This is a genomic window from Actinoplanes siamensis (assembly GCF_016862395.1).
GTDB classification, from domain to species: domain Bacteria; phylum Actinomycetota; class Actinomycetes; order Mycobacteriales; family Micromonosporaceae; genus Actinoplanes; species Actinoplanes siamensis.
The window spans coordinates 1-19,714 of the sequence record NZ_BOMW01000098.1; the positions used below are offsets into that span (position 1 = coordinate 1).

15 protein-coding genes and 1 tRNA gene are annotated in these 19,714 nt (G+C 69.8%); 11 read left to right on the forward strand and 5 right to left on the reverse strand.

All coding sequences use genetic code 11. The features are described 5' to 3' along the window. Positions 1 to 83: 83 nt before the first annotated feature. From Asi03nite_RS36055 to Asi03nite_RS36070, 4 genes are all read left to right on the forward strand, one after another. Positions 84 to 401, forward strand: coding sequence for a hypothetical protein (locus Asi03nite_RS36055; protein WP_203685003.1), 318 nt, complete (start codon positions 84 to 86; stop codon positions 399 to 401). Further along, a complete protein-coding gene (locus Asi03nite_RS36060; protein WP_203685004.1) occupies positions 352 to 1,566 on the forward strand; it encodes a putative T7SS-secreted protein in 1,215 nt (404 codons plus the stop codon). Before Asi03nite_RS36055 ends, Asi03nite_RS36060 begins: the two co-directional genes overlap by 50 nt. 12 nt (positions 1,567 to 1,578) lie before the next feature. Next, a complete protein-coding gene (locus tag Asi03nite_RS36065) occupies positions 1,579 to 2,019 on the forward strand; it encodes a contact-dependent growth inhibition system immunity protein (protein WP_203685005.1) in 441 nt (146 codons plus the stop codon). Positions 2,020 to 2,220: 201 nt separating this feature from the next. Beyond that, positions 2,221 to 2,293, forward strand: a tRNA-Arg gene (locus Asi03nite_RS36070). Positions 2,294 to 2,443: 150 nt separating this feature from the next. Here the strand turns inward: Asi03nite_RS36070 and Asi03nite_RS36075 are convergent. From Asi03nite_RS36075 to Asi03nite_RS36085, 3 genes are all read right to left on the reverse strand, one after another. Then, a complete protein-coding gene (locus Asi03nite_RS36075; RefSeq protein ID WP_203685006.1) occupies positions 2,444 to 2,656 on the reverse strand; it encodes a site-specific integrase in 213 nt (70 codons plus the stop codon). A 190-nt stretch (positions 2,657 to 2,846) separates the two neighbouring features. Next, on the reverse strand, positions 2,847 to 3,395 hold the full coding sequence (locus tag Asi03nite_RS36080; RefSeq protein ID WP_203685007.1) for an Ltp family lipoprotein: 549 nt from the start codon (positions 3,393 to 3,395) through the stop codon (positions 2,847 to 2,849). A gap of 416 nt (positions 3,396 to 3,811) precedes the next feature. Continuing rightward, complete coding sequence (locus Asi03nite_RS36085) at positions 3,812 to 4,174, reverse strand: MerR family transcriptional regulator (protein ID WP_203685008.1); 363 nt, start codon at positions 4,172 to 4,174, stop codon at positions 3,812 to 3,814. Between the two features lie 58 nt (positions 4,175 to 4,232). Between Asi03nite_RS36085 and Asi03nite_RS36090 the strand changes: the two genes are divergently transcribed. Further along, complete coding sequence (locus Asi03nite_RS36090; protein WP_203685009.1) at positions 4,233 to 4,943, forward strand: SDR family oxidoreductase; 711 nt, start codon at positions 4,233 to 4,235, stop codon at positions 4,941 to 4,943. A gap of 219 nt (positions 4,944 to 5,162) precedes the next feature. Here Asi03nite_RS36090 and Asi03nite_RS36095 read toward each other — a convergent pair whose 3' ends face one another. Continuing rightward, complete coding sequence (locus Asi03nite_RS36095) at positions 5,163 to 6,170, reverse strand: alpha/beta hydrolase (protein WP_203685010.1); 1,008 nt, start codon at positions 6,168 to 6,170, stop codon at positions 5,163 to 5,165. Positions 6,171 to 6,451: 281 nt separating this feature from the next. Here Asi03nite_RS36095 and Asi03nite_RS36100 point away from each other — a divergent pair, with 281 nt between their 5' ends. From Asi03nite_RS36100 to Asi03nite_RS36120, 5 genes are all read left to right on the forward strand, one after another. Beyond that, positions 6,452 to 7,108 carry a GTP cyclohydrolase II gene (locus Asi03nite_RS36100; protein WP_203685011.1) on the forward strand — a complete coding sequence of 219 codons (657 nt, stop codon included), beginning with the start codon at positions 6,452 to 6,454 and terminating at the stop codon, positions 7,106 to 7,108. Next, complete coding sequence (locus Asi03nite_RS36105; protein ID WP_203685012.1) at positions 7,105 to 7,572, forward strand: cytidine/deoxycytidylate deaminase family protein; 468 nt, start codon at positions 7,105 to 7,107, stop codon at positions 7,570 to 7,572. Before Asi03nite_RS36100 ends, Asi03nite_RS36105 begins: the two co-directional genes overlap by 4 nt. Continuing rightward, positions 7,569 to 8,039 carry a MarR family winged helix-turn-helix transcriptional regulator gene (locus Asi03nite_RS36110; protein ID WP_203685013.1) on the forward strand — a complete coding sequence of 157 codons (471 nt, stop codon included), beginning with the start codon at positions 7,569 to 7,571 and terminating at the stop codon, positions 8,037 to 8,039. The genes Asi03nite_RS36105 and Asi03nite_RS36110 overlap by 4 nt, the downstream gene beginning before the upstream one ends. 66 nt (positions 8,040 to 8,105) lie before the next feature. Beyond that, entirely contained in the window at positions 8,106 to 13,250 is a 5,145-nt protein-coding gene (locus Asi03nite_RS36115) for a fibronectin type III domain-containing protein (protein ID WP_203685014.1), read from the forward strand. Positions 13,251 to 13,299: 49 nt separating this feature from the next. Further along, entirely contained in the window at positions 13,300 to 13,707 is a 408-nt protein-coding gene (locus Asi03nite_RS36120) for a hypothetical protein (protein WP_203685015.1), read from the forward strand. Positions 13,708 to 13,762: 55 nt separating this feature from the next. Here the strand turns inward: Asi03nite_RS36120 and Asi03nite_RS36125 are convergent, their stop codons facing one another. Then, positions 13,763 to 14,278 carry a hypothetical protein gene (locus Asi03nite_RS36125; RefSeq protein ID WP_203685016.1) on the reverse strand — a complete coding sequence of 172 codons (516 nt, stop codon included), beginning with the start codon at positions 14,276 to 14,278 and terminating at the stop codon, positions 13,763 to 13,765. A 556-nt stretch (positions 14,279 to 14,834) separates the two neighbouring features. On the opposite strand from Asi03nite_RS36125, the gene Asi03nite_RS36130 reads away from it, so the two are divergent. Further along, complete coding sequence (locus tag Asi03nite_RS36130; protein WP_203685017.1) at positions 14,835 to 19,643, forward strand: ExeM/NucH family extracellular endonuclease; 4,809 nt, start codon at positions 14,835 to 14,837, stop codon at positions 19,641 to 19,643. Positions 19,644 to 19,714 lie beyond the last annotated feature (71 nt).

Here is a 19,714-nt window from a genome sequence, read left to right on the forward strand (position 1 = left end):
AGGTGCGAGGTTGCGACCTCACGCCGGGCGCATCGCCTGTTCGAGGATGGTCCGGGTGGCGGCGGTAGTGCAGGATTACATTCATGGACGGTCCTGGATTTCACGTCGACATCGAGTCGCTGGAGCAGGCCAGCAGCGGTATCGCACGCAGCGTCAACGACCAGGAGAAACACCGGCTCAAGGACGTCTATGCCGGGCCAGATGCCTATGGGGACGTCAGCGTTCATCGGGCGATGAAGCACTTCTGCGACCGTTGGAACGACGGGCTCGATCTGCTGGTCGAGGATGCGAAGAAGGTCAGCGACATCCTCGGACGAGCAGCGACGGCCTACCGAGCTGTCGACAACACCAATGCGGCAAGCCTCCGTGGTGATCCGGGAGCGCAGGTCATCAGTGGCTGAGCTCGGCGAGACGCAAAGCGCGACGGAACTCGTTCCAGGCGACCTCGCCACAGTCCGTGCCAACGTAGGTGCACTTCGAGTCCGTGCGGCCAGCGCTGAAGCAGCGGGCGACGGCTTGATCGACATCGACACCGGCGCCTGGGTCGGCGAGTCTGGCGATGCTTTCCGCGAGAAATTCAGCTACGAACCCACCAAGTGGTTCGACGCAGCCAGTTCGCTACAGACAGCAGCTGACGCGTTGTCGATTTACGTCGACGTGCTGGAGTGGGCGCAGAAGCAGGCCAGAGAGGCGATCCGCCTTTGGGACGAAGCTGAAGGCCGCACCAATCAGGCCCGGCAGGAACATGACCAGGCGATCGCGTACGCGGCTCCTGGTCAGGAGGTCGCGCCGTTCGTGGACGCCGGGGAGCCGGGGCGGCAAGCTGCGCAGGATGTTCTCAACTACGCGCGAGGGCAGGTCAGCAGGGCTGGTAGCCAAGCGGCAAGCTTCCTGAACAACGAAGCGGCCGCGGCACCTGACAAGTCGTCCTGGCTCGACGAAGCGGGAGACTTCCTCAAGAACGTCGGTGCCGACGCGGTCAACACCCTGGCCTCGACGGGCAACGCGGTGATCCACCATCCGGGTGAGGTAGCAACGGCGGCAGCCGGTATCGGGCTGATGCTGCTGAGCTCCGGAGGAGAAGGTCTCGGCGTGGCTCTCGACGCGACGGGCGCGGGCGCCGTCGTTGGAGTTCCGCTCAACGTCGTCTCGGCCGCGGGCTTGGCCGCCGGCGCCACTATGACCACGGCGGCCGGGGCATCGTTGATGCAGCACGCGGCGAGTGACGATGCGGTCTCGCCGATGCAGGGCAGTCAGCCATCGAGAAGAGTGCCGCGAAAGACCGATCGGTTGAAGGAACACCTTACCGAGAAGGATCTCGACGGTGCGCGGCGTGAGCTTGACGGGGAAGTGGTAGCCCGTAAGTCGGACGGCACGCCGTGGGACCATGTCGATGAGGTTCGCAACGCGCAGCGAGGCTTGATCAACCGTATCCGGCAGTTGAAGCGCGAGGTCGGCGACGCTCGCCTGTCCGAGGAACAGCGCTCTGCCGCGCAGGATGAGTTGGGCGAGGCCAGCCGACTGCTGGATCACTCCGAGCAGTTCGTACCGCGAGTCGCCAACTGAGAGGGAAATGCCATGATCGACGTACGAGAGCAGTCCCTCGAAGAGGTTGAAGGCGACGCCTGGGGCGATGCGCCAGCCGACGCCACCAAGCTCATCGCCACGATTCATGAGTTGCGCCGCAAGCCGATCGGCTCGCTTGAGGTCGAAGACCTCAGAGTCCTGCTCGGCCAGCGTGAAGGTGTTCCGGTGCTGGTGCCGCGGGCGCTTGACATTCTCGAGCGCGACCCGTTGGCCGAGGGCGACTACTACCCGGGCGACTTACTGAACGCCGTTCTGAGCCGCGTCCCGGCGGAGTACTGGGCCGACCACCCCAGCGAGTCGGCTCGCCTGCGTGCTCTGGTCGCCACCGTCGAACTGGAGGAGGTCGACGACGATGAGCTACGGGCGGACATCGTCGCTTTCCGCGAAGGCGACGCCTCGCAACCTCCGGTGCCGTCGCCCGGTTTGCTCTGAGACTGCTCGGAGACGCTTGGTCACCGGTGGGCAACGGCGGTCCGCGCCGCGCATGGGTGGCCATCGGACCGGCCGCGTGGCGATCGCGTTGCTCCGGATGCGGTCCGGCGACCGGATCGCCCTCGCCACGGCGCCGCTGGTCAGCGGTGGGTGTTATCGGGTGCTGGTGGTCACCGCTGGTCAGGTAGGATCACCACTTGCGCCCTCGTAGCTCAGGGGATAGAGCGACGGTTTCCTAAACCGCAGGTCGTAGGTTCGATTCCTACCGGGGGCACTCTATCGGTCACCAGAGCGTCCGCTGAGCTGCGCGGATACAAGATCGTGGATGTGCGGCTGTATGCCTCCAAAAGCCGCCGTTTGTCGCCAGTCGTGCAAAATGCGCGCAATGGATCTTGGAGTGTTTCCGCAGGCCGGCGCCCGGAATTCAGACATCCGGCGCAGCCTTGATTCGAGAGTTGAACCGCTCCCGATCACCGTCGAGGCACTTGGCATAGACCTCGAGCAAGACATCGACGGGGTGTTCAGCGCGGTCAGCAACGTCCGCGGCGGGCACCCCGGCGTTGAGCCACAGGAACACTCCGGCGTGCCGCACGTACTGGCGACCGGCCAGCGGCGTGCCAACCCGGTCTGGCGTCAACGCGACCGTGCGGTTGGGCGCTCCACCTTGGCGCCCGGGACCATGCCCGCTCCCCGGTGGGCGGGTCGACGGCGGACGGGATGGCTGACGGGGCAAGTGCGGCGGCGACCAGCGGTACAGGGACGCGGGGTCATCCATCGTTCCGTCATCCGCCATGGGACAAAGCCGCATCAGGCGTCGCACGCGCTTCTCACATCACCTGATCGACACCGTAGACGGCCTGGGCGTGCGTGTACTCCTCGAACTCCAACTGCTTGATCAGGCCCGAGCGGGAAAACGCCTGGTTTTCGAGGTAACTCTTCGCCGTCTTGGCAGCCTGTTTCTTGTAGTCGACTTTCAAGGAATCCACGGCCTTGGTCGCAGTCTTTCTCGGGTAGCCCTCGAACTCCAACTGTTTGATCAGGCCCGAGCGGGAGAACGCTTGATATTCCAGGTAGTCGGAAGCGGTCTTGATGGCGTTCTGCTGCTCAACGGACAGCTCCGGCTCGGCCGGCGCCTTGGTGGGGGTCTTCGGTTTCGGTGCTGCGGTGGTCGCCGCTGCGCTGGTCGGTGCTGCGGTGGTGGTTTCCGCTGTCGGTGCCGTGGTGCTTTCCGCCGGGGTGGTCGGTGCGGCGTTTGTCTCCACGGCGGCCGTTTTTGCGGGAGGCGGGTCATCGCCGCCGACCGCCGCGGCGATGGTCACTCCGCCGCAGCAGAGCACCAGGACGCCGCCGACAACTGCTCCGATGATCAGCTTCATGTTGGACTTCTTCGGCGGCTGCTGTGGCTGCATGATTGGGTCGCCGGGGGGCGGCGGGGCGCTGTAACTCACTGATAGAACCCTTCGGGCAACTGTGCGTAACTGTGTGCACGGCAAGTTTGCTCAGCTGGGCCGCCAAGAACCATCCCCGCTTCAGTCGATGATTTAATCAACGTTCGTCAGTGGAGCTTGGGCCAATCGCCGGCACGTTCCGCTGCGGGAGTTCGCCGGGGCAAGACATATGGTTGCGAGCGTCGTACGCTACTGCGGCTACAAAGTGGACGGCGGCGTCCACCGTGCAGACGATGTGCGCGGCTGTGCCTGTCCTGATCCGGGCGAGCAGGATCCTCGACGCGCGGCGGTGCGCAGCCGCCCAGCACGCCCACCGCGCCGCGGATCCGAGGTCGACCTCACCCTCACGCGTAGTCGCACTGCGGGTTCGGCCTCGACGTCATGTCGATGATGTCGTTGAGCCGGTCCCGGGCGACGACCAGCTCGGCGATCTGCGCGGTGATCCGGTCCCGTTCCGCCACCAGGCGTTCCCGCGACTCCGGCGTGCTCACCTTGGCGTCCACGCACGGCAAGAGCTCCAGGATCGTCTTGCTCGACAGCCCGGCGCCGTACAACTGCTGGATCAGCCGCACCCGGTCGACCGCCGCGCTTCCATAGAGCCGCTGCCCGCTCTCACTGCGCGCCGAGGTCAGCAGCCCCTGCTCCTCGTAGTACCGCAGCGCCCGCACACTCACCCGCGTGCTGGTCGCCAGATCCCCGATCCGCACAGTGACCTACCTCGCAACACTTGCCTCTGACGTCAACGTGAGGTTTTAGCGTAGCGGCATGCAGATCAACGGCACAAAAGCTCTCGTGACCGGCGCCAACCGTGGTCTGGGCAAGGCCTTCGCCGAGGCTCTTCTCGCCCGCGGCGCCACCACCGTCTACGCCACCGCCCGCCGCCCCGACCGCGTCGACATCCCCGGCGTCGTCCCCCTCCGGCTGGACATCACCGACCCGGCTTCCATCGACGCCGCGGCAGCCGAGGTGGGCGACCTCGACATTCTCGTCAACAACGCGGGCATTTCCACGGACGCCCCGCTCCTCGGTCCGTCCACGGACAACATCCGCCGCGAGTTCGACACCAATTTCTGGGGCACCCTCAACGTCACCCGCGCCTTCGCCCCGAGGCTTGCCGGCGGCGCCATCCTCAACGTCATCTCCGCGTTGAGCTGGTACGCCTTCGCCCCCGCCAGCAACGGCTACGCCGCCTCCAAGGCCGCGGAATGGTCTCTCACCAACGGCGTCAGGCTCGAGCTGGCCGGCCAGAAGACCCAGGTCACCGCCTTGGCCCTGGCTATCGCCGACACCGACATGATGGCCGGCTACGACATCCCCAAACTCCCACCCCACGAGGTGGTCGGCATGGCTCTGGACGGGCTGGAGGCCGGCAAGCTGGAGGTGATCGCGGACGGGCCCACCGCCAACGTCAAGGCGTCCCTCTCCCGCGACCCCGCCCTGTTCTACGCCGACATCCCCGCCGCCCTCTTCGGCTGACACCAGCCGGCGGCGTCGCTCACCGGCGCCGTGGACGGGCCGCGATGTCGTACCGGCCGGTTACGGTGCGGCGCGGTTGGCCGGTCAGGGCAATCCCGTGTGGGACAGCGCGGCTACCGGGGGCGGGCACTGGTGGATCCTCGGAGCGATCCCGGGATTGAACAGGGGACACCGCGACCCGCCCCCTGCCGCGCGCCGACAGTCGTGAGCGGAAGAGGCTCAGCGGTGCGGAAGCGAGGATGCTTCGCCGCGGAGGAGGGCGGCCCGCAGGAATGACTCGATGACGGCGTACGTCGGGTGCGCGGCGTCCGGGATCAGCCGCTCCCCGGCGACCCGCACCGTGGCCCGCCCCGCGTCAGCCGAGACGATGTTGCGGTTGTGGCCGACTCCCGGCACGGTGTAGAAGGTCGTCGGCACCCCGGCCGCCGCCAACCCGTCGAAGAGTTGCCGGCTCTGTTGCAGGGGAACCAGACCGTCCTGCGTGCCGTGAATGATCAGGACCGGCGGCGCCGCCGGGGTCAGCCGGTTCAGCGGGTTGGCCGAGGCGACCCGCTCAGGGCAGATCAGGATCGGACAGCCGAGCAGTGCCGACTCCGGGGACATCGCGGATGCGTGGCACGCGTCCAGGTGGAATGTCCGGTTGAAGGCCGCGCACGCGCCGGGCAGCATGTGCTCGTCCATCCGCAGGAAGTCGATCGGCGCGTACAGGTCGACGACCGCGCGCACCCCGGTGCCGCCGACTCCGGCCATCAGGGCGGTCCACCCGCCCGACGAGTCGCCGAGCGCGGCCATCCGCCCGGGGTCGAACTCGAAGCGGCCGGCGTTGGCGCCCAGCCACCGGATGGCCGCCCGCACGTCCTGCACCTGCGCCGGGAACTTCGCCTGCTGGCTGGAGCGGGTGGAGACGCCGGCCACCACGAAGCCGTGCGCCGTGAAGTAGGGGGCCAGGGCCGGGGCGTACCCCTTGCCGTCGTCGGCGAACCAGCCGCTGCCGCCCATCACGATCAGAAGCGGTCGCGGGGTGGTGGCCGGCTGGGCCGGCAGGTAGAGGTCGAGCAGGTGACCGTGCGTGCCGGCGGGTTGCGCCTCGGCGTACGCCACATTCTTGAAGATCCGCGGCGGGCGGGTCGCCGCGGAGGTCGGCGGGCCGGCGGCGACCACCGCGCCCAGCGTGGTGACCAGCAGCGCGGTCAGCGCGAGGACCCGGGAGAGCGAGCGGTTGATCATGATCGGGCCTCTCTGGGCATCCACGGTGTCGACCCGATGGTCACCTGGGGTGACAACCCCACCTTCGGCGATGCGTGTACGTCGCGGAATCCCCCGACCCGGTTGATCCATGGAGCTGTACGAACCACCCGTACCGTCCGAATAGCAGGTAATGGGAAGTTTGCCCATGCTTTGATCGAGTCGAGCCTGCCGGGTGATGTAGCCCACTCGTTGGCTTGTTGAAGTTTCAAGAGCAACAGGCGAATAGTGTCGGTGAAACTTCAACAACCATGGGGGTTGCGATGACGGTGACGATCGGTCGGTCGACGGCGCGGGTGAGGCCTCCGGCGGCACGAATTCGCACCCGGGTCACGGTGCCGCTGGAGTTTCCGGACGGCTACCGCACCACGGCCGAGGTGTTCACCTTCATCGGCCTGGCCGATGGGCGCGAGCACCTGGCACTCGGCCTCGGCGACTGGCGGAACGCGACCGACCCGCTGGTCCGGCCGCACAGCGAGTGCCTGACCGGCGACGTCTTCGGCAGCCAGCGCTGCGACTGCGGCCCGCAGCTGCGCGAGGCCGCCGAGCGGATCACCGAGGCCGGCGGCGTCCTGCTCTACCTGCGCCAGGAGGGCCGTGGCATCGGGCTGTACGCGAAGCTCGACGCCTACGCCCTGCAGGACACCGGCCTCGACACGTACCAGGCGAATCTCGCTCTCGGCCACGGCGAGGACGAGCGGGACTACACCGCCGCCGCCCAGATGCTGCAGGCGCTCGGGGTCGAGCGGATCCGCCTGCTGAGCAACAACCCCGACAAGGCCGGGCAGCTCGATACCCTCGGTGTCGAGGTGACCGAGCAGGTCCGGACGGGTGTGCACCTGTCCGCGGCGAACGCCCGTTATCTCGCCGCCAAGCGCGACCACACCGCGCACACCCTCGATCTGACCGGTGCCGCATGACGCTTTCCACCGAGGCCGACCGATTCTGGACCCGCTCGGCCATCGACCTCTCCCGGCTTTCCCCGCCGTCGCCGACGCACTATGCCGTCGGCGCGGTGGTGGTCGGCCCGTCCGGCAACCCGATGGCCACCGGGTACACCGGCGAGACCGACCCGCACTTCCACGCCGAGGAAGAGGCGCTGGCCAAGCTGGCCGGGCGCGGCCTCGACCTGACCGGCGTGACCATGTACACGTCGCTGGAGCCGTGCACCGTCCGAAAGTCCCGCCCGGTCTCCTGCACCGAGCTGATCCTGGCGTCCGGCATCCGCCGGGTGGTGCTGGCGCTGCGCGAGCCGCTGCGCTTCGCCGACTGCACCGGGGTGGAGACCCTGCTCGGCCACGGCGTCGAGGTGGCCGAGATCCCGGAGCTCGGCGAGGCGGTCCGGGACATCAACGCCCACGTCATGGGGATGCAGACGACATGACCCAGGACGCCGTCGTGACCGAGCCCCGCTGGCTCAGCGACCCGGAGATGGCCGCCTGGCTGAACCTGACCCAGTTGCTGATGCTGCTGCCCAGCGCGCTCGACCGGCAGCTGCGGGACGACGCCGGCATCCCGCACGCGTACTACCAGATTCTCGCCATGCTCAGCGCCGAGCCGGGCCGTTCGATGCGGATGACCGAGCTGGCCCGCCGGGTCGGCACGACCACGAGCCGGCTGTCGCACGCGGTCGCCAGCCTGGAGCAGCGTGGCTGGGTGTGCCGCAGGGCGTGCGCGTTCGACAAGCGCGGCCAGATCGCGACGCTGACCGAGCCGGGCGCGCGTCTGCTGGAGACCGCCGCGCCGGGGCACGTGGCGGAGGTCCGCCGCCTGATCTTCGATCACCTGTCGCCGGACGAGGTGGATCAGCTCCGGGCCATCACCGCCAAGATCCTCCCCACCGCTCTATAGATACATAGACATGCCTCGCTGATGCGCCTAGGGTGATGCCCGCAACGACGTATCACGGGGGACAACTTGATAACACGATCACGCCTTGCCGTCCTGCTGGCGGCACTGCTGACACTCCTGCTCCTGCCGGTCGGCCCGGCCGGCGCCGCGCCGTCGCGGCGCGCGCCCCAGCCGCCCCAGCCGCCCGCGGCGAAGGCCGCGGCCGCGTCCACGCCCGTCGGGGAGCTGGCGCCCGCGACCGGCCAGTTCTATCCCGTCCAGCCGGTCGTCGCCTCGGCCGACGTGGCGCTGACCGCCAACACGCCCAAGGACATCAAGCTGGTCGGCATCGGCGAGGTGCCGAACACCGAGTACCTCGGCGTGCTGGCCCAGGTGCGGGTCTCCGGGCACACCGCCAACGGCAACGTGCGGGTGTACCCGCCCGGCTCCACCACCGAGTCGGTCACGCTACTCAACTACACCAACGGCAAGAACGCCTCCACGATGGACGAGCTGCCCACCTCGACCGGCGGCAAGCTCACCTTCGTCGCCAGCACGGCGGTGAAGCTGCGCATCGTGGTGGTGGGCTGGTACTCCGGGTGGGACCCGCTACCGGCCACCGCGGGCGCCACCTACCTGCCGCTGGCCCCGGTCCGGGTGCTCAACGCCGCCCGGCTGAACGCGGGCGCCACCACCGTGGTGCCGATCGCCGGCGCGAACGGGGTGGGCGCCACGGCAGACGTGTCTGCGGTCAACGTGGTGGTGGCCGAGACGTCCGCCGCGGCGGCCGGTTACGTGCAGGCGTACCCGACCGGCGCCACCGTCGCCGAGAGCACCGCCGCCCTCTACTACGCCACCGGCGAGCAACGCTCCCAGGCGCACGTCATCCCGGTCGGCGCGGACGGCAGCATCACCGTGAAGAGCTCGGCGGCCAGCAACGTCACCGTGTACCTGCAGGGCTACTACCAGAAGCCCACCGGGCCGCTGGCCGGCGCGACGTTCCGGGAGTCGTACCGGTCGTACATCCACAGCGCGGCCTACACCGCGGGCGCCACCAAGACGGCTACCGCGGCCCTCGGCGGGAACCCGGCCAGCGACGTGGTGGCGGTGGCGGCGCGGATCTCCGCGATCAACGCCACCGCGGCCGGCACGGTGCAGACCTGGCCGAGCGGCACCGCGCCGGTCGACGCCAGCCTGCTCTACAACACCTCCACGCCGGAGCACGACTTCAGCCACATCCGGGTCGCCGCGAACGGCACCTTCTCCGTCAAGTCGTCAGCCGCGGCCACCGTCGAGGTGCTGCAGCGCGGGCTGTTCGTGAAGGCCAGGACGCCCTCCGCGCCGATCCGGGTCAGCGCCGTGCCGGGCGCCGGCCAGGCCGCCGTGAGCTGGGCCAACGGCGGTGACGGTGGGGCCGCGGTGACCGGTTACACGGTCATCGTCAGCCCGGGCGGCCGCCGCGTGCCGGTGACCGGCACCAGCACCGTCGTCGACGGACTGGACAACGGCACCGAGTACACGTTCGCTGTGGTCGCCACGAACGCGGTCGGCAACTCGCCGGCCTCCGCCCCCTCCGACCGGGTCACGCCGGCGCAGCCCCGGGTGCCCGGCGCGCCGTACGTGACGGACACCTACGCCCGGGACACGGCCGTGCGGGTCAGCTGGAGCCCGCCGGACACCGGCGCCACCGGCGTCACCAGGTACGTGGTCACCGCGGCCCCGGGCGGCGCCACCGCCGAGGCGGACGGCTCGGCCACCGAGGCGATCGTGTCCGGGCTGACCAACGGCACGGCTTACACGTTCACCGTCACCGCTGTCAACGGCATCGGCGCCGGAGCGGCCTCGCCGCCGTCCGACCCGGTGCGGCCGGTCGCCGCGTCGGTGCCGCTCAAGCCGTCGCTGGGCCCGCTGGTCCGGCTCAACGGCCGGATCGACGCCCAGTGGACCGCGCCCACCGACGGAGGCTCGGCGATCACCGGGTACACCGTCACGGTCCAGCCCGGCGGCCGGACCATCGCGATCCCCGGGGACACCACCGTCGCCGGCATCACCGGGCTGACAAACGGCACGGCGTACACGATCAGCGTCACCGCCACCAACGCCGCCGGAACCGGCGCGCCGGCCACGTTCGAACCGGCCACGCCGGTGGCGGCCCGCGCGCCGGCCGCGCCCACCGACGTCCGCGCCGCCGTCGCCGACCAGGGTCAGGTGCGGGTCACCTGGACGCCGCCGCAGGACGTCGGCACCAGCGCGATCACCGGGTACACCGTCAAGGCGGCCCCGGGCACGGTCACCGCCACCACCACCGGCACCAGCGCGCTGCTGACCGGTCTGACCGCGACCACCAACTACACGTTCACGGTCACCGCCACCAACGCGGCCGGCGCAAGCGTGGCCAGCACGGCGACCCAGCCGGTGCTGCCCAAGCTCACCTACAAGGACGCGTTCACCGTGCTGACCGCCGAGCAGGCGGCCGCCATCCGCAGCGTCCACCAGGACGGCACGCTGATCTTCGACGGGGACGATGCGCCGGTCTACGAGGGTGACGTGTTCGTGGTCCCGCCGACGCCGCTGGCCGAACGCGGCATGCTGCTGCGGGCGACCGGGGTGAGCACGTCCGGCGGGCTCACCGCGGTCTCCACCGTCGAAGCCGGCCTCGACGAGATCTACACGGACGGCTCGCTCGCGCTCAACTCCGTGCTCGACACCTCGGACGTGCAGAGTTTCGTGCCGCTGGTGCCCGGCGTACGGCTGCGCGAGCCCACCCTGCACGGCCGGACGCTGGCCGCCGGCGCCCCCGCGGCGTCCTCCGCGCCCAACGTCGGCCTGCGGGACGGCACGCTGGTCGTCGAGCTGGCGTACGACATCGGCCGCAACGTCGACGGCAACGGCGGCAAGGCGGAGACCCAGTTCGAGCTGACCCCGAAGGGCTCGGCCGACGTCGACATCACCAGCTCCGGCATCAACACCAAGTTCCGGCTCACCGCCGCCACCCGCATCGAGACCCGGTTCAAGGCGGGCGCGTTCCGCGAGTACGACAAGGAATGGACGATCGCCAAGATCAAGGGCCGCTGCTTCGACGTGCAGCTCGGCCCGGTCCCGGTGATCATCTGCCTCGAGTTCGACGTGAAGATCCGGTTCGAGCTGGACGGCTCGGTCGGCGTCACGCTCGCCGCCGACTACAAGCGCGAGTTCGGCGCCGAGATCAGCACGAAGAACACCACGGTCACCGCCACGAAGATCGACGACGGTGGCTCCGGCTCGTCGGATCTGCGACTGTACGGCGAGGCGCAGGCCAAACTGCTGATCCCGGTCGAGTGCACGCTGTTCTTCTACGGCGCCGCCGGCCCGGGCATCGTGGCCCGCCCGTATTTGCAGGTCAAGGCGGACACCACGCAGAACCCGTGGTGGGAGGTGCGGGCCGGGGCCGAGCTCGGCGCGTTCGTGAAGTCCAAACGGTTCTTCGGCAAGGAGATCGACTGGCGTAACGACCATCTGCTCGACGCCTTCTACACGCTGAAGAACTCGGGTGGGCCGTTCATCGGCCTGCTGGTCACACCGACCAGCCAGAACGTCGAGGTGAACACGCCGCTCGACTTCAACGTGTCGATCACCGGCTATCCGGACGACACCCCGATCCACTGGCGCGTCGTGGAGGGGCCCGGGACGATCGACAGCGACGGCCGGTTCACCTCCGACCGCAACGGCGTGGCCACCGTCGAGGCGTACAGTCCCGCCGACATCTTCCACCCCGACCTGTACGCCCGGGGCAGCGCGATCGTCGGCGGCGGCCCACCCGGCGCGCCCGGCGCCCCCACGGCCACGGCCGGACCGCTGTCCGCGAACGTCAAGTGGACGCCGGCCGGGAACGACGGCGGTCACCCGGTCAACGGCTACGTGCTGACCACCTATCCGCCGACGGCCACCACCCGCGTCGAGGGACCGGCCACCACGGCGCGGGTGCGCGGGCTGGCGCCCGGGGTCTCGTACCTCGTCTATGTCCGTGCCACCAACGACCGCGGCGCCGGACCGCCCGCGGTCTCCAACGCGGTCGTGCCCGCCGAGAGCCCGGTCCAGATCGGCTACCGCACGAACGTGGCTGTCGACGAGCTCGGCAAGCCGGACGTACGGGCCATGGCCGGCGCGCACGGCGTCGCCGTCTCGGGCAGCGGCCGGTTCGCGTTCTTCCTGGTGGAGGCGCAGAGCAACCTGGCGCCGCCGGAGATCTACGTGGCCGGCAGCGCGGTGCAGTACCTGGTGCGCAAGGACCTCACCACAGGCGAGATCGTGGTGGTGTCCCGGGCGCTGGACGGGCGCACCCCGGTCACGGCCGGCGGATTCGTCCGGATGCCGGGCAGCACGAGCGCGCTGCCGCCCGGGTTCACCAGCAACTACGACGGCTCGGTGGTCGCCTACGCCACCGGCTCCGGGTTCGGGTCGCTCTACGTGCACAACGTCAGCACCAAGGCGACCTGGAACGCCACCGCCGGGCTGGCCGCCGGCGGCTACCCCGGCGCGCCCCGGCTCAGCGACGACGGCACGGTGGTGGCCTTCGCGTACGGCGACGTCACCGCGCACATCTACCGCCGGGTCCCGGGCGGCGCCGCCCAGCAGATCGACAACTGTTTCCTGCAGTCGTCCTGCACGGCCAGCCCGGACATCCGCAAGGTCGGCTGGTTCTCGATGTCCGGTTCCGGGACGCGGATCGCGTACGAGGACGCCGCCCTGGTCAGTGGAGTGGCCCAGCGCCACGCCCTGCTCTGGGACGCGTCCACCGGCGCCACCACCGACCTGACCGCCACCCCGCGGGCCAAGGAGGAGTCCTGGCGGCCGGCCATCTCGGGCGACGGCACGACGATCTCGTTCAGCTACACCGACCCCAGTTCCACCGCGGCCAAGAAGACCGGCATCGTGATCAAGCCGGTCGGCGGCGCCCGGGTGAGCGTGACGGACATCGTCCTGACCCCGCCCGCCGGCAACCAGGTGGCCGCCGACGAGCTCTCGGCCGACGGCCGCACGCTGGCCTATTCTCAGGGCACCGAACTGGAGACGGGGTTCGTCTACAGTGCCTCACTCGGCACGTCGGCGAAGATCGGCCGGCCCTCGGACAAGCCGGGGTTCTACGACCTGAGCTTCGACTTGACCGCCGACGGCCGGATGCTGGTGTGGAGCGCGTCGTACGCCTGCGACGACGACTGTGGGGGAGGGGTGTGGGCGCAGTACTTCAGCTGACCGGACGGGGGCGGCTCACCGGCCGCCCCCGCCGCGCCGAGGACCGATCATGACAAGTAGGCGACCCCTGCCCCTGCTGGCCGGGATCCTGCTGGTGCTCGTCTGTGCCGGCCTGGTGTGGATGCCGCCGTCCACCTTCCGGGCGCGCCTGTTCGGCCAGTCCGGCACAGTCGTCGTCACCGTCTGCAACCCGGCGGGCGGTGGCGCCCAGCGGATCCAGTGGACCTGCGCCGGTGATTTCACCCCGGACGGGGACGGACCGGTCCGGCAGGTGAGCTTCCGGTCCAGCTCCGAGCTGCCTGCGGGGTCCCATGTGGAGGCGGACGCCACGAGCGGCACGGCCAGCGAGGTGCAGGCCCGCACCGGTGGGCTGACCGCCGTACTTCTGTGCCCGCTTTTCATCATCGCGGTGGTCGCGGTGGGAGCCTTCCGCGCCTGGTCAACCCGAAAATCCTGAAAGCACGATCCGGTACGGCCCGGCCCGCGCCCGGCCCGTGGTCGTGCCGTCGACGTCAGCGGGTGGTGCGAGGTCCGCCGCCACCCGGGCCGCCGTTGCCGGGCCGGTCCGGGCGACCCGCGCCGCCGGGGCCCGGCCGATCGGGACGGTCCGGGCCGTCGGGGCGGTCCGGGGCCGGGCGGCCGGCGCCCGGCCACTGCGGGCGGTACGGCCAGTCCGCCGGCCAGTTCCCCGGCCGCCACCGGCCGTCCCACCTGTCGTTCCTGTCGTTGCGGTCCACGATCAGGGCGAACGCCCCGCGGCGGATCCCGTGCCGGACCCGCAGGCACTCGTGGTCGCTCCAGGAGCGCAACCGCTGGCCCACCATCCCGGCCCGCTCGCAGGACCAGAAGTCGCGGTAGTAGCCCACCACCTCGTCGTCGTCCCACGTGTTCCGTTGCTGGTCGGCCGATGCGCCGCCGCCCGGCTGCCCGGCCGCGGGCGCCGCCGAGGCCGGAGCGCTCGCCACTGCCAGGCCGGCCAGCATGCCGAGGCCCGCCAGCGCCAGTCCGCGCATGGTCTTCTGCATCATCGATCCCTTCTGTCACTACCCAAAGCCGTCCTTACCCTGACAGAACGGACCTGATCCACCTAACACCTGATCTCATACTTTCCGGTCCTGCCCGATCGCGATCGGCGCCGAAGCCGCTCATTCCGGCCGACCCGACAAGAGGGACCGCGACGGGCGGCGCGCGCGGATGAAGGGCTCCGGATCTGATAGCCGGACCGGGAGACACGTGGCGAGCTCGACCCGCGGCCCAGCCACTTCCGTGACCGTGTGAACGGAAACGAATCACTGGTGGGCAGGCGGCCCGCCGCGTGGTTGTCCCGGTCCAGATCGGCAGTCGGGCGCGGACCTCAGCGTCAGAACGGGGACGTTTCGTCACTCGCTGTATAGACAGCCGACAGGTGACGGTCCGTAATGGACGGCCCGAAGCTCACGTATGATCTCGATGAGCGGACGTTAAGGGGGGATTCACCCACGTCCTTTGTGGGTCCAATCCCTTTCCGTTACCTGGAAGAGAAGAAATCGTCACCGGGCATCCCTACTCTGCGGCGCATTCACTTCCATCGGAGGACCTGTTTCGATGCGTCCATATCTACGCAGCGTCAGCGCCGCTGCGAGCCCGCAGGCTCTTCGAGCACTCGGCGCCGCGGCCCTCGCGACCGCGCTGGGGTTGGGCTTCTCCGGGCCGGCGTTCGCGGCCGAGGCTCAGATCCCATTCATCAGCGAGATCCACTACGACAACGCCGGCGCCGACTCCGGTGAGGCGATCGAGATCCAGGCTCCGGTCGACTTCGACCTGACCGGCTGGAAGATCGTTCTCTACAACGGCAGCGGCAACGCGTCGTACGACACCAAGACGCTTTCCGGCGTCGTGCCGGCGGCCGGCGTGGTCGTGCAGACCTACCCCGCCAACGGCGTCCAGAACGGCAACCCGGACGGCATCGCCCTGGTCAAGCCGGACGGCACGGTCACCGAGTTCATCAGCTACGGCGGCGTGCTGACCGCGGCCAACGGCCCGGCCGCCGGCCGGACCAGCACCGACATCGGCGTCACCGAGGTCGCGGTCCCGGTCGGGCAGTCGCTGCAGAAGATCGATGGCAAGTGGCAGCCCGCCGCGGAGAACTCGTTCGGCGCCGTCAACAAGGCCGGCGGCGGGGGGACCGGCCCCCAGGAGCCGGGCACCGGCTGCGCCACCGAGGTCACCAACACCATCGCCGAGGTGCAGGGCACCGGCGCCGCGTCCCCGTTGGCCGGCAAGAAGGTCACCGTCGAGGGCGTCGTCACCGCCGATCACCGCACGGGTGGCTTCAGTGGTTTCTACATCCAGACCGCGGGGAGCGGCCACCCGGCCGCCGAGGGCGTCGCCTCCGACGCGATCTTCGTGTTCGGCTCCGCGGCCACCCTGCCCGGCGTCGCGATCGGCGACCAGGTCCGGGTCACCGGCACGGTCAGCGAGTCCAACACGCTCACCGAGCTCACCCTCGCCGCCAAGGCCGACACCCAGGTGTGCGCGCACGACGCGAAGCTGCCGGGCGCCTCACCGCTGACCCTCCCGGCCCCGGACGCGGTCCGTGAGTCGCTCGAGGGCATGCTGGTCGCGCCGGTCGGTGACTACACGGTGTCCGACCCGTACTACCTCACCCAGTACGGCGAGGTCGTGCTGAACGCCGGCACCAAGGTCGCGAAGGTGCCGACCGACGTGGCCAAGGCGGGCAGCGACGAGGCGAAGGCGCTCAAGGAGGCGAACCGGGCCGGCCGGATCCTGCTGGACGACGCCCGGACCACCACGCTCTCCACGGCCGGCATCGCCCCGCCGTACCTGACCGCGGACGCGCCGGTCCGGGCTGGTGACCGGGTCGCCTCGTTCGGGCCGGTGGTGCTCGACTACGCGTACGGCGACTGGCTGCTCGAGCCGACCACCCCGGTCACCGCGGAGACCTCCGCCGCGAATCGCACCACCTTCGACGACGCCAACCCGCGGACCGCCAAGCCTGCGGCCGTGGGCGGCGACATCAAGGTGGCCAGCTTCAACGTGCTGAACTACTTCGTCCACTTCGGTGGCGAGGCCCGCGGCGCCAAGGACGCGGCCGCGCTGGCCAAGCAGCAGGCGAAGATCGTCTCGGCGATCTCCGCGCTGGACTCCGACGTGGTAGCGCTCATGGAGATCGAGAATTCGGTCCGCTTCGAGCCGAACGACCCGCAGGTGGCGCTGAAGACCCTGGTCGCCGCGCTGAACGCGAAGGACGGCGCGGGCACCTGGGACTACGTCCGGACGCCGGCCGAGCTGCCCGGCGCCGAGCAGCAGGACCTCATCACCACCGCGATCATCTTCAAGCCCGCCACGGTCACACCGAAGGGCCCGTCCCGGTCGATCAGCGACGAGACGGTGTGGGCGAACGCGCGTGAGCCGATCGCGCAGACGTTCACCTCGGGCAGCATCGACTTCACAGTGGTCGCCAACCACCTGAAGTCCAAGGGCGCCTCGGTGACCCCGACCGGCGACAACGTGGACACCGGGGACGGGCAGGGCTCGTACAACGGCGACCGCAAGCGGCAGGCGGCGTCGCTGGTGAACTTCGTCAAGGGGGTGGAGAAGGACAGCGGCACCGACAAGGTGATCCTGCTCGGGGATTTCAACTCCTACACCCAGGAGGACCCGATGCAGGTCCTCTACGACGCCGGCTACACCGACGTGCACACCACCAAGGCGCCCGCCAAGAACTCGTACGTCTTCGGCGGCGAGTCCGGCTCGCTCGACCACGCGCTGACCACGCCGTCGCTGACCGAGCGGGTCACCGGCGTGGACATCTGGAACATCAACTCGGTCGAGTCGTACGCGTACCAGTACGACGGCTGGGCGCCGTTCTACAACGCCGACCCGTACCGGGCCAGCGACCACGACCCGGTCGTGATCGGCCTGGACACCGGCGCGCCGAAGCCGATCGACCTGCAGCTGCTGAACATCAACGACTTCCACGGCCGCCTGGAGGCCCCCTCGACCGGCGTCGGCGGGGCGGCTCAGCTGGTCGGCCTGGTCGACAAGCTGCGTGCGGAGAACCCGAACACGGTGTTCAGCTCGGCCGGTGACAACATCGGCGCGTCGACGTTCATCTCGGCGATCGACAACGACAAGCCGACGATCGACGCGCTCAACGCGGGCGGCCTGGCCGTCTCCGCGGTCGGCAACCACGAGTTCGACAAGGGCATCGCCGACCTGACCGGCCGCGTGACCGACCGGGCCGACTTCCCCTACCTGGGCGCGAACGTCTACCAGGGCGGCAAGCGGGCGCTGCCGGCGTACTCGGTCAAGACCGTGAACGGCGTCCGGGTCGGCTACGTCGGCGTCGTCACCGAGCAGACCTCCACGCTGGTCAGCCCGGACGGCATCAAGGGCGTGGAGTTCCACGACCCGGTGCTGGAGGCCAACCGGGTCGCCGGCGAGCTGTCCGACGGCGACGAGGCCAACGGCGAGGCCGACGTGATCGTGCTGCTGGCCCACGAGGGCGCGGCGACCGAGAACATCGCCTCCGCCGAGGCCCTGCGGAACGACCCGGTCTTCGGGGAGTTCACCAAGGTCGACGCGAACATCGACGTGGTCTTCGGCGGGCACACCCACCAGCCGTACGCGTTCGAGATCGCGGTTCCGGGCACCGACCGCGAGCGTCCGGTGATCCAGGCCGAGGACTACGGCGTCAAGCTGGGCCGGGCGACCCTGAAGTACGACCCGGCGACCAGGACTGTGGTGAGCTCGACCGCCGAGCTGATCAACGTGACCGGCCAGCCGGCGAACGCGGCGGTCGCCGACATCGTCACCAAGGCGAAGGCGAACGCCGAGGTCCTGGGCAAGGAGAAGCTCGGCACGATCACCGCGGACATCAAGCGGGCGTACACCGCCGACGGCGCCGAGAACCGCGGCGCCGAGTCCCCGATGGGCAACTTCATCGCCGACGTGCAGCTCGACCAGACCAGCGACCCGGGCCGGGGCGGGGCACAGATCGCCTTCATGAACCCGGGCGGCCTCCGCGCCGACCTGGCCCGCGGCACGGACGGGACGGTCACCTACTCGGCGGCCTTCGCGGTGCAGCCGTTCGCCAACGACGTGGTCACCCAGACCCTCAAGGGCTCGCAGATCAAGCAGGTCCTGGAGGAGCAGTGGCAGCCGGACACCGCGTCCCGGCCGATCCTGCACCTGGGCTCGTCGAAGGGTCTGACCTACGAGTACGACCCGAAGGCGCCGCGCGGTTCGCACGTCATCGCGTCCACGCTGAAGCTGAACGGGGTCGTGATCGACCCGGACGCCTCGTACCGGGTCACGTCGAACTCGTTCCTGGCCGGGGGCGGCGACAACTTCGCCACCCTGGGCAAGGGCACCGACAAGGTCACCACCGGTGACAACGACCTGACCATGCTGGTCAACTACTTCCGGACGCACTCGCCGGTCAAGGCCGACCAGGAGCCCCGCACCAAGGTGTACCAGGCGCCGGCCGACACCACCGCGCCGAGCGGGTCGTACGAGGTGAACGCGGGCAGCATCTGGACCGGCCAGAGCGTCACGCTGACCCGCGAGGCGCTGACCGACGACACCACCGACCCGGCGAAGATCGCCCAGGTGGTGAACTGGGGCGACGGCACCGGCGCGCAGACGCTGGAGGCCGGCGCCAAGACCGTCGCGCACAAGTTCGCGACGACGGGCGCCCACGCGATCAAGGTGACGGTCACCGACGAGGCGGGCAACTCGGCCACCGTCGACGCCGGCACCGTGGTCGTCGCCGACCAGGCGGGCACGTACCAGCTGAACCGCACCTCGATCTGGGAGACCCAGGCCGTCACGGTGTGGGTGAACGGTGTGAACGGCGACGCCGTGAAGATCAACTGGGGTGACGGGTTCACCGGCGAGGCGTCGGCCAACATCATGGTGGCGCACGCCTACACCAAGCCGGGGACGTACACCGTCAAGGTGACGCCGGTGAACGCGATCGGTGCGGGCGCCACGGCGACCGCCGGCGTCGTCCAGGTCCTCGAGGACGTCTACGCGCCGGTGCCGACCCTGATCGTGCCGGACCCGGCGAACGTGCCGGCGTCCTGGTCCAAGCTGCACGGCAACGTCACCGACCAGGGTGCCGGCGTGGCCAGCGTGCGGGCCAAGGCCGTGGAGTACCGCGTGGACGGCAAGTGGTACTTCTTCCACCAGGGCACCTGGTGGAAGTCGGCGACGAAGGAGGCCGCGATCTCCCGAGCCGACCTGCTGAACGCCGCGGTCGGTGGCACCGCCTGGTCCGTCCGGCTGCCCGGGGTCACCACGGGCACGCTGCGGGTCAGCTACAGCGCGGTGGACAAGGCCGGCAACACGTCGGCCGGGTTCGTCTGGAACCAGAAGATCAACAAGTAGTTCCTGGTGTTCGGGAGGCCCTCGCCGGTTGCGGCGGGGGCCTTTCGCCTGCCCGGGGCGCTGCTCCCGCC

Coding starts and splice junctions, on each gene's coding strand:
- Asi03nite_RS36055 (WP_203685003.1), top strand. CDS start 84: ATGGACGGTCCTGGATTTCACGTCGACATCGAGTCGCTGGAGCAGGCC.
- Asi03nite_RS36060 (WP_203685004.1), top strand. CDS start 352: ATGCGGCAAGCCTCCGTGGTGATCCGGGAGCGCAGGTCATCAGTGGCT.
- Asi03nite_RS36065 (WP_203685005.1), top strand. CDS start 1,579: ATGATCGACGTACGAGAGCAGTCCCTCGAAGAGGTTGAAGGCGACGCC.
- Asi03nite_RS36080 (WP_203685007.1), bottom strand. CDS start 3,395: ATGAAGCTGATCATCGGAGCAGTTGTCGGCGGCGTCCTGGTGCTCTGC.
- Asi03nite_RS36090 (WP_203685009.1), top strand. CDS start 4,233: ATGCAGATCAACGGCACAAAAGCTCTCGTGACCGGCGCCAACCGTGGT.
- Asi03nite_RS36095 (WP_203685010.1), bottom strand. CDS start 6,170: ATGATCAACCGCTCGCTCTCCCGGGTCCTCGCGCTGACCGCGCTGCTG.
- Asi03nite_RS36100 (WP_203685011.1), top strand. CDS start 6,452: ATGACGGTGACGATCGGTCGGTCGACGGCGCGGGTGAGGCCTCCGGCG.
- Asi03nite_RS36105 (WP_203685012.1), top strand. CDS start 7,105: ATGACGCTTTCCACCGAGGCCGACCGATTCTGGACCCGCTCGGCCATC.
- Asi03nite_RS36110 (WP_203685013.1), top strand. CDS start 7,569: ATGACCCAGGACGCCGTCGTGACCGAGCCCCGCTGGCTCAGCGACCCG.
- Asi03nite_RS36120 (WP_203685015.1), top strand. CDS start 13,300: ATGACAAGTAGGCGACCCCTGCCCCTGCTGGCCGGGATCCTGCTGGTG.
- Asi03nite_RS36125 (WP_203685016.1), bottom strand. CDS start 14,278: ATGATGCAGAAGACCATGCGCGGACTGGCGCTGGCGGGCCTCGGCATG.
- Asi03nite_RS36130 (WP_203685017.1), top strand. CDS start 14,835: ATGCGTCCATATCTACGCAGCGTCAGCGCCGCTGCGAGCCCGCAGGCT.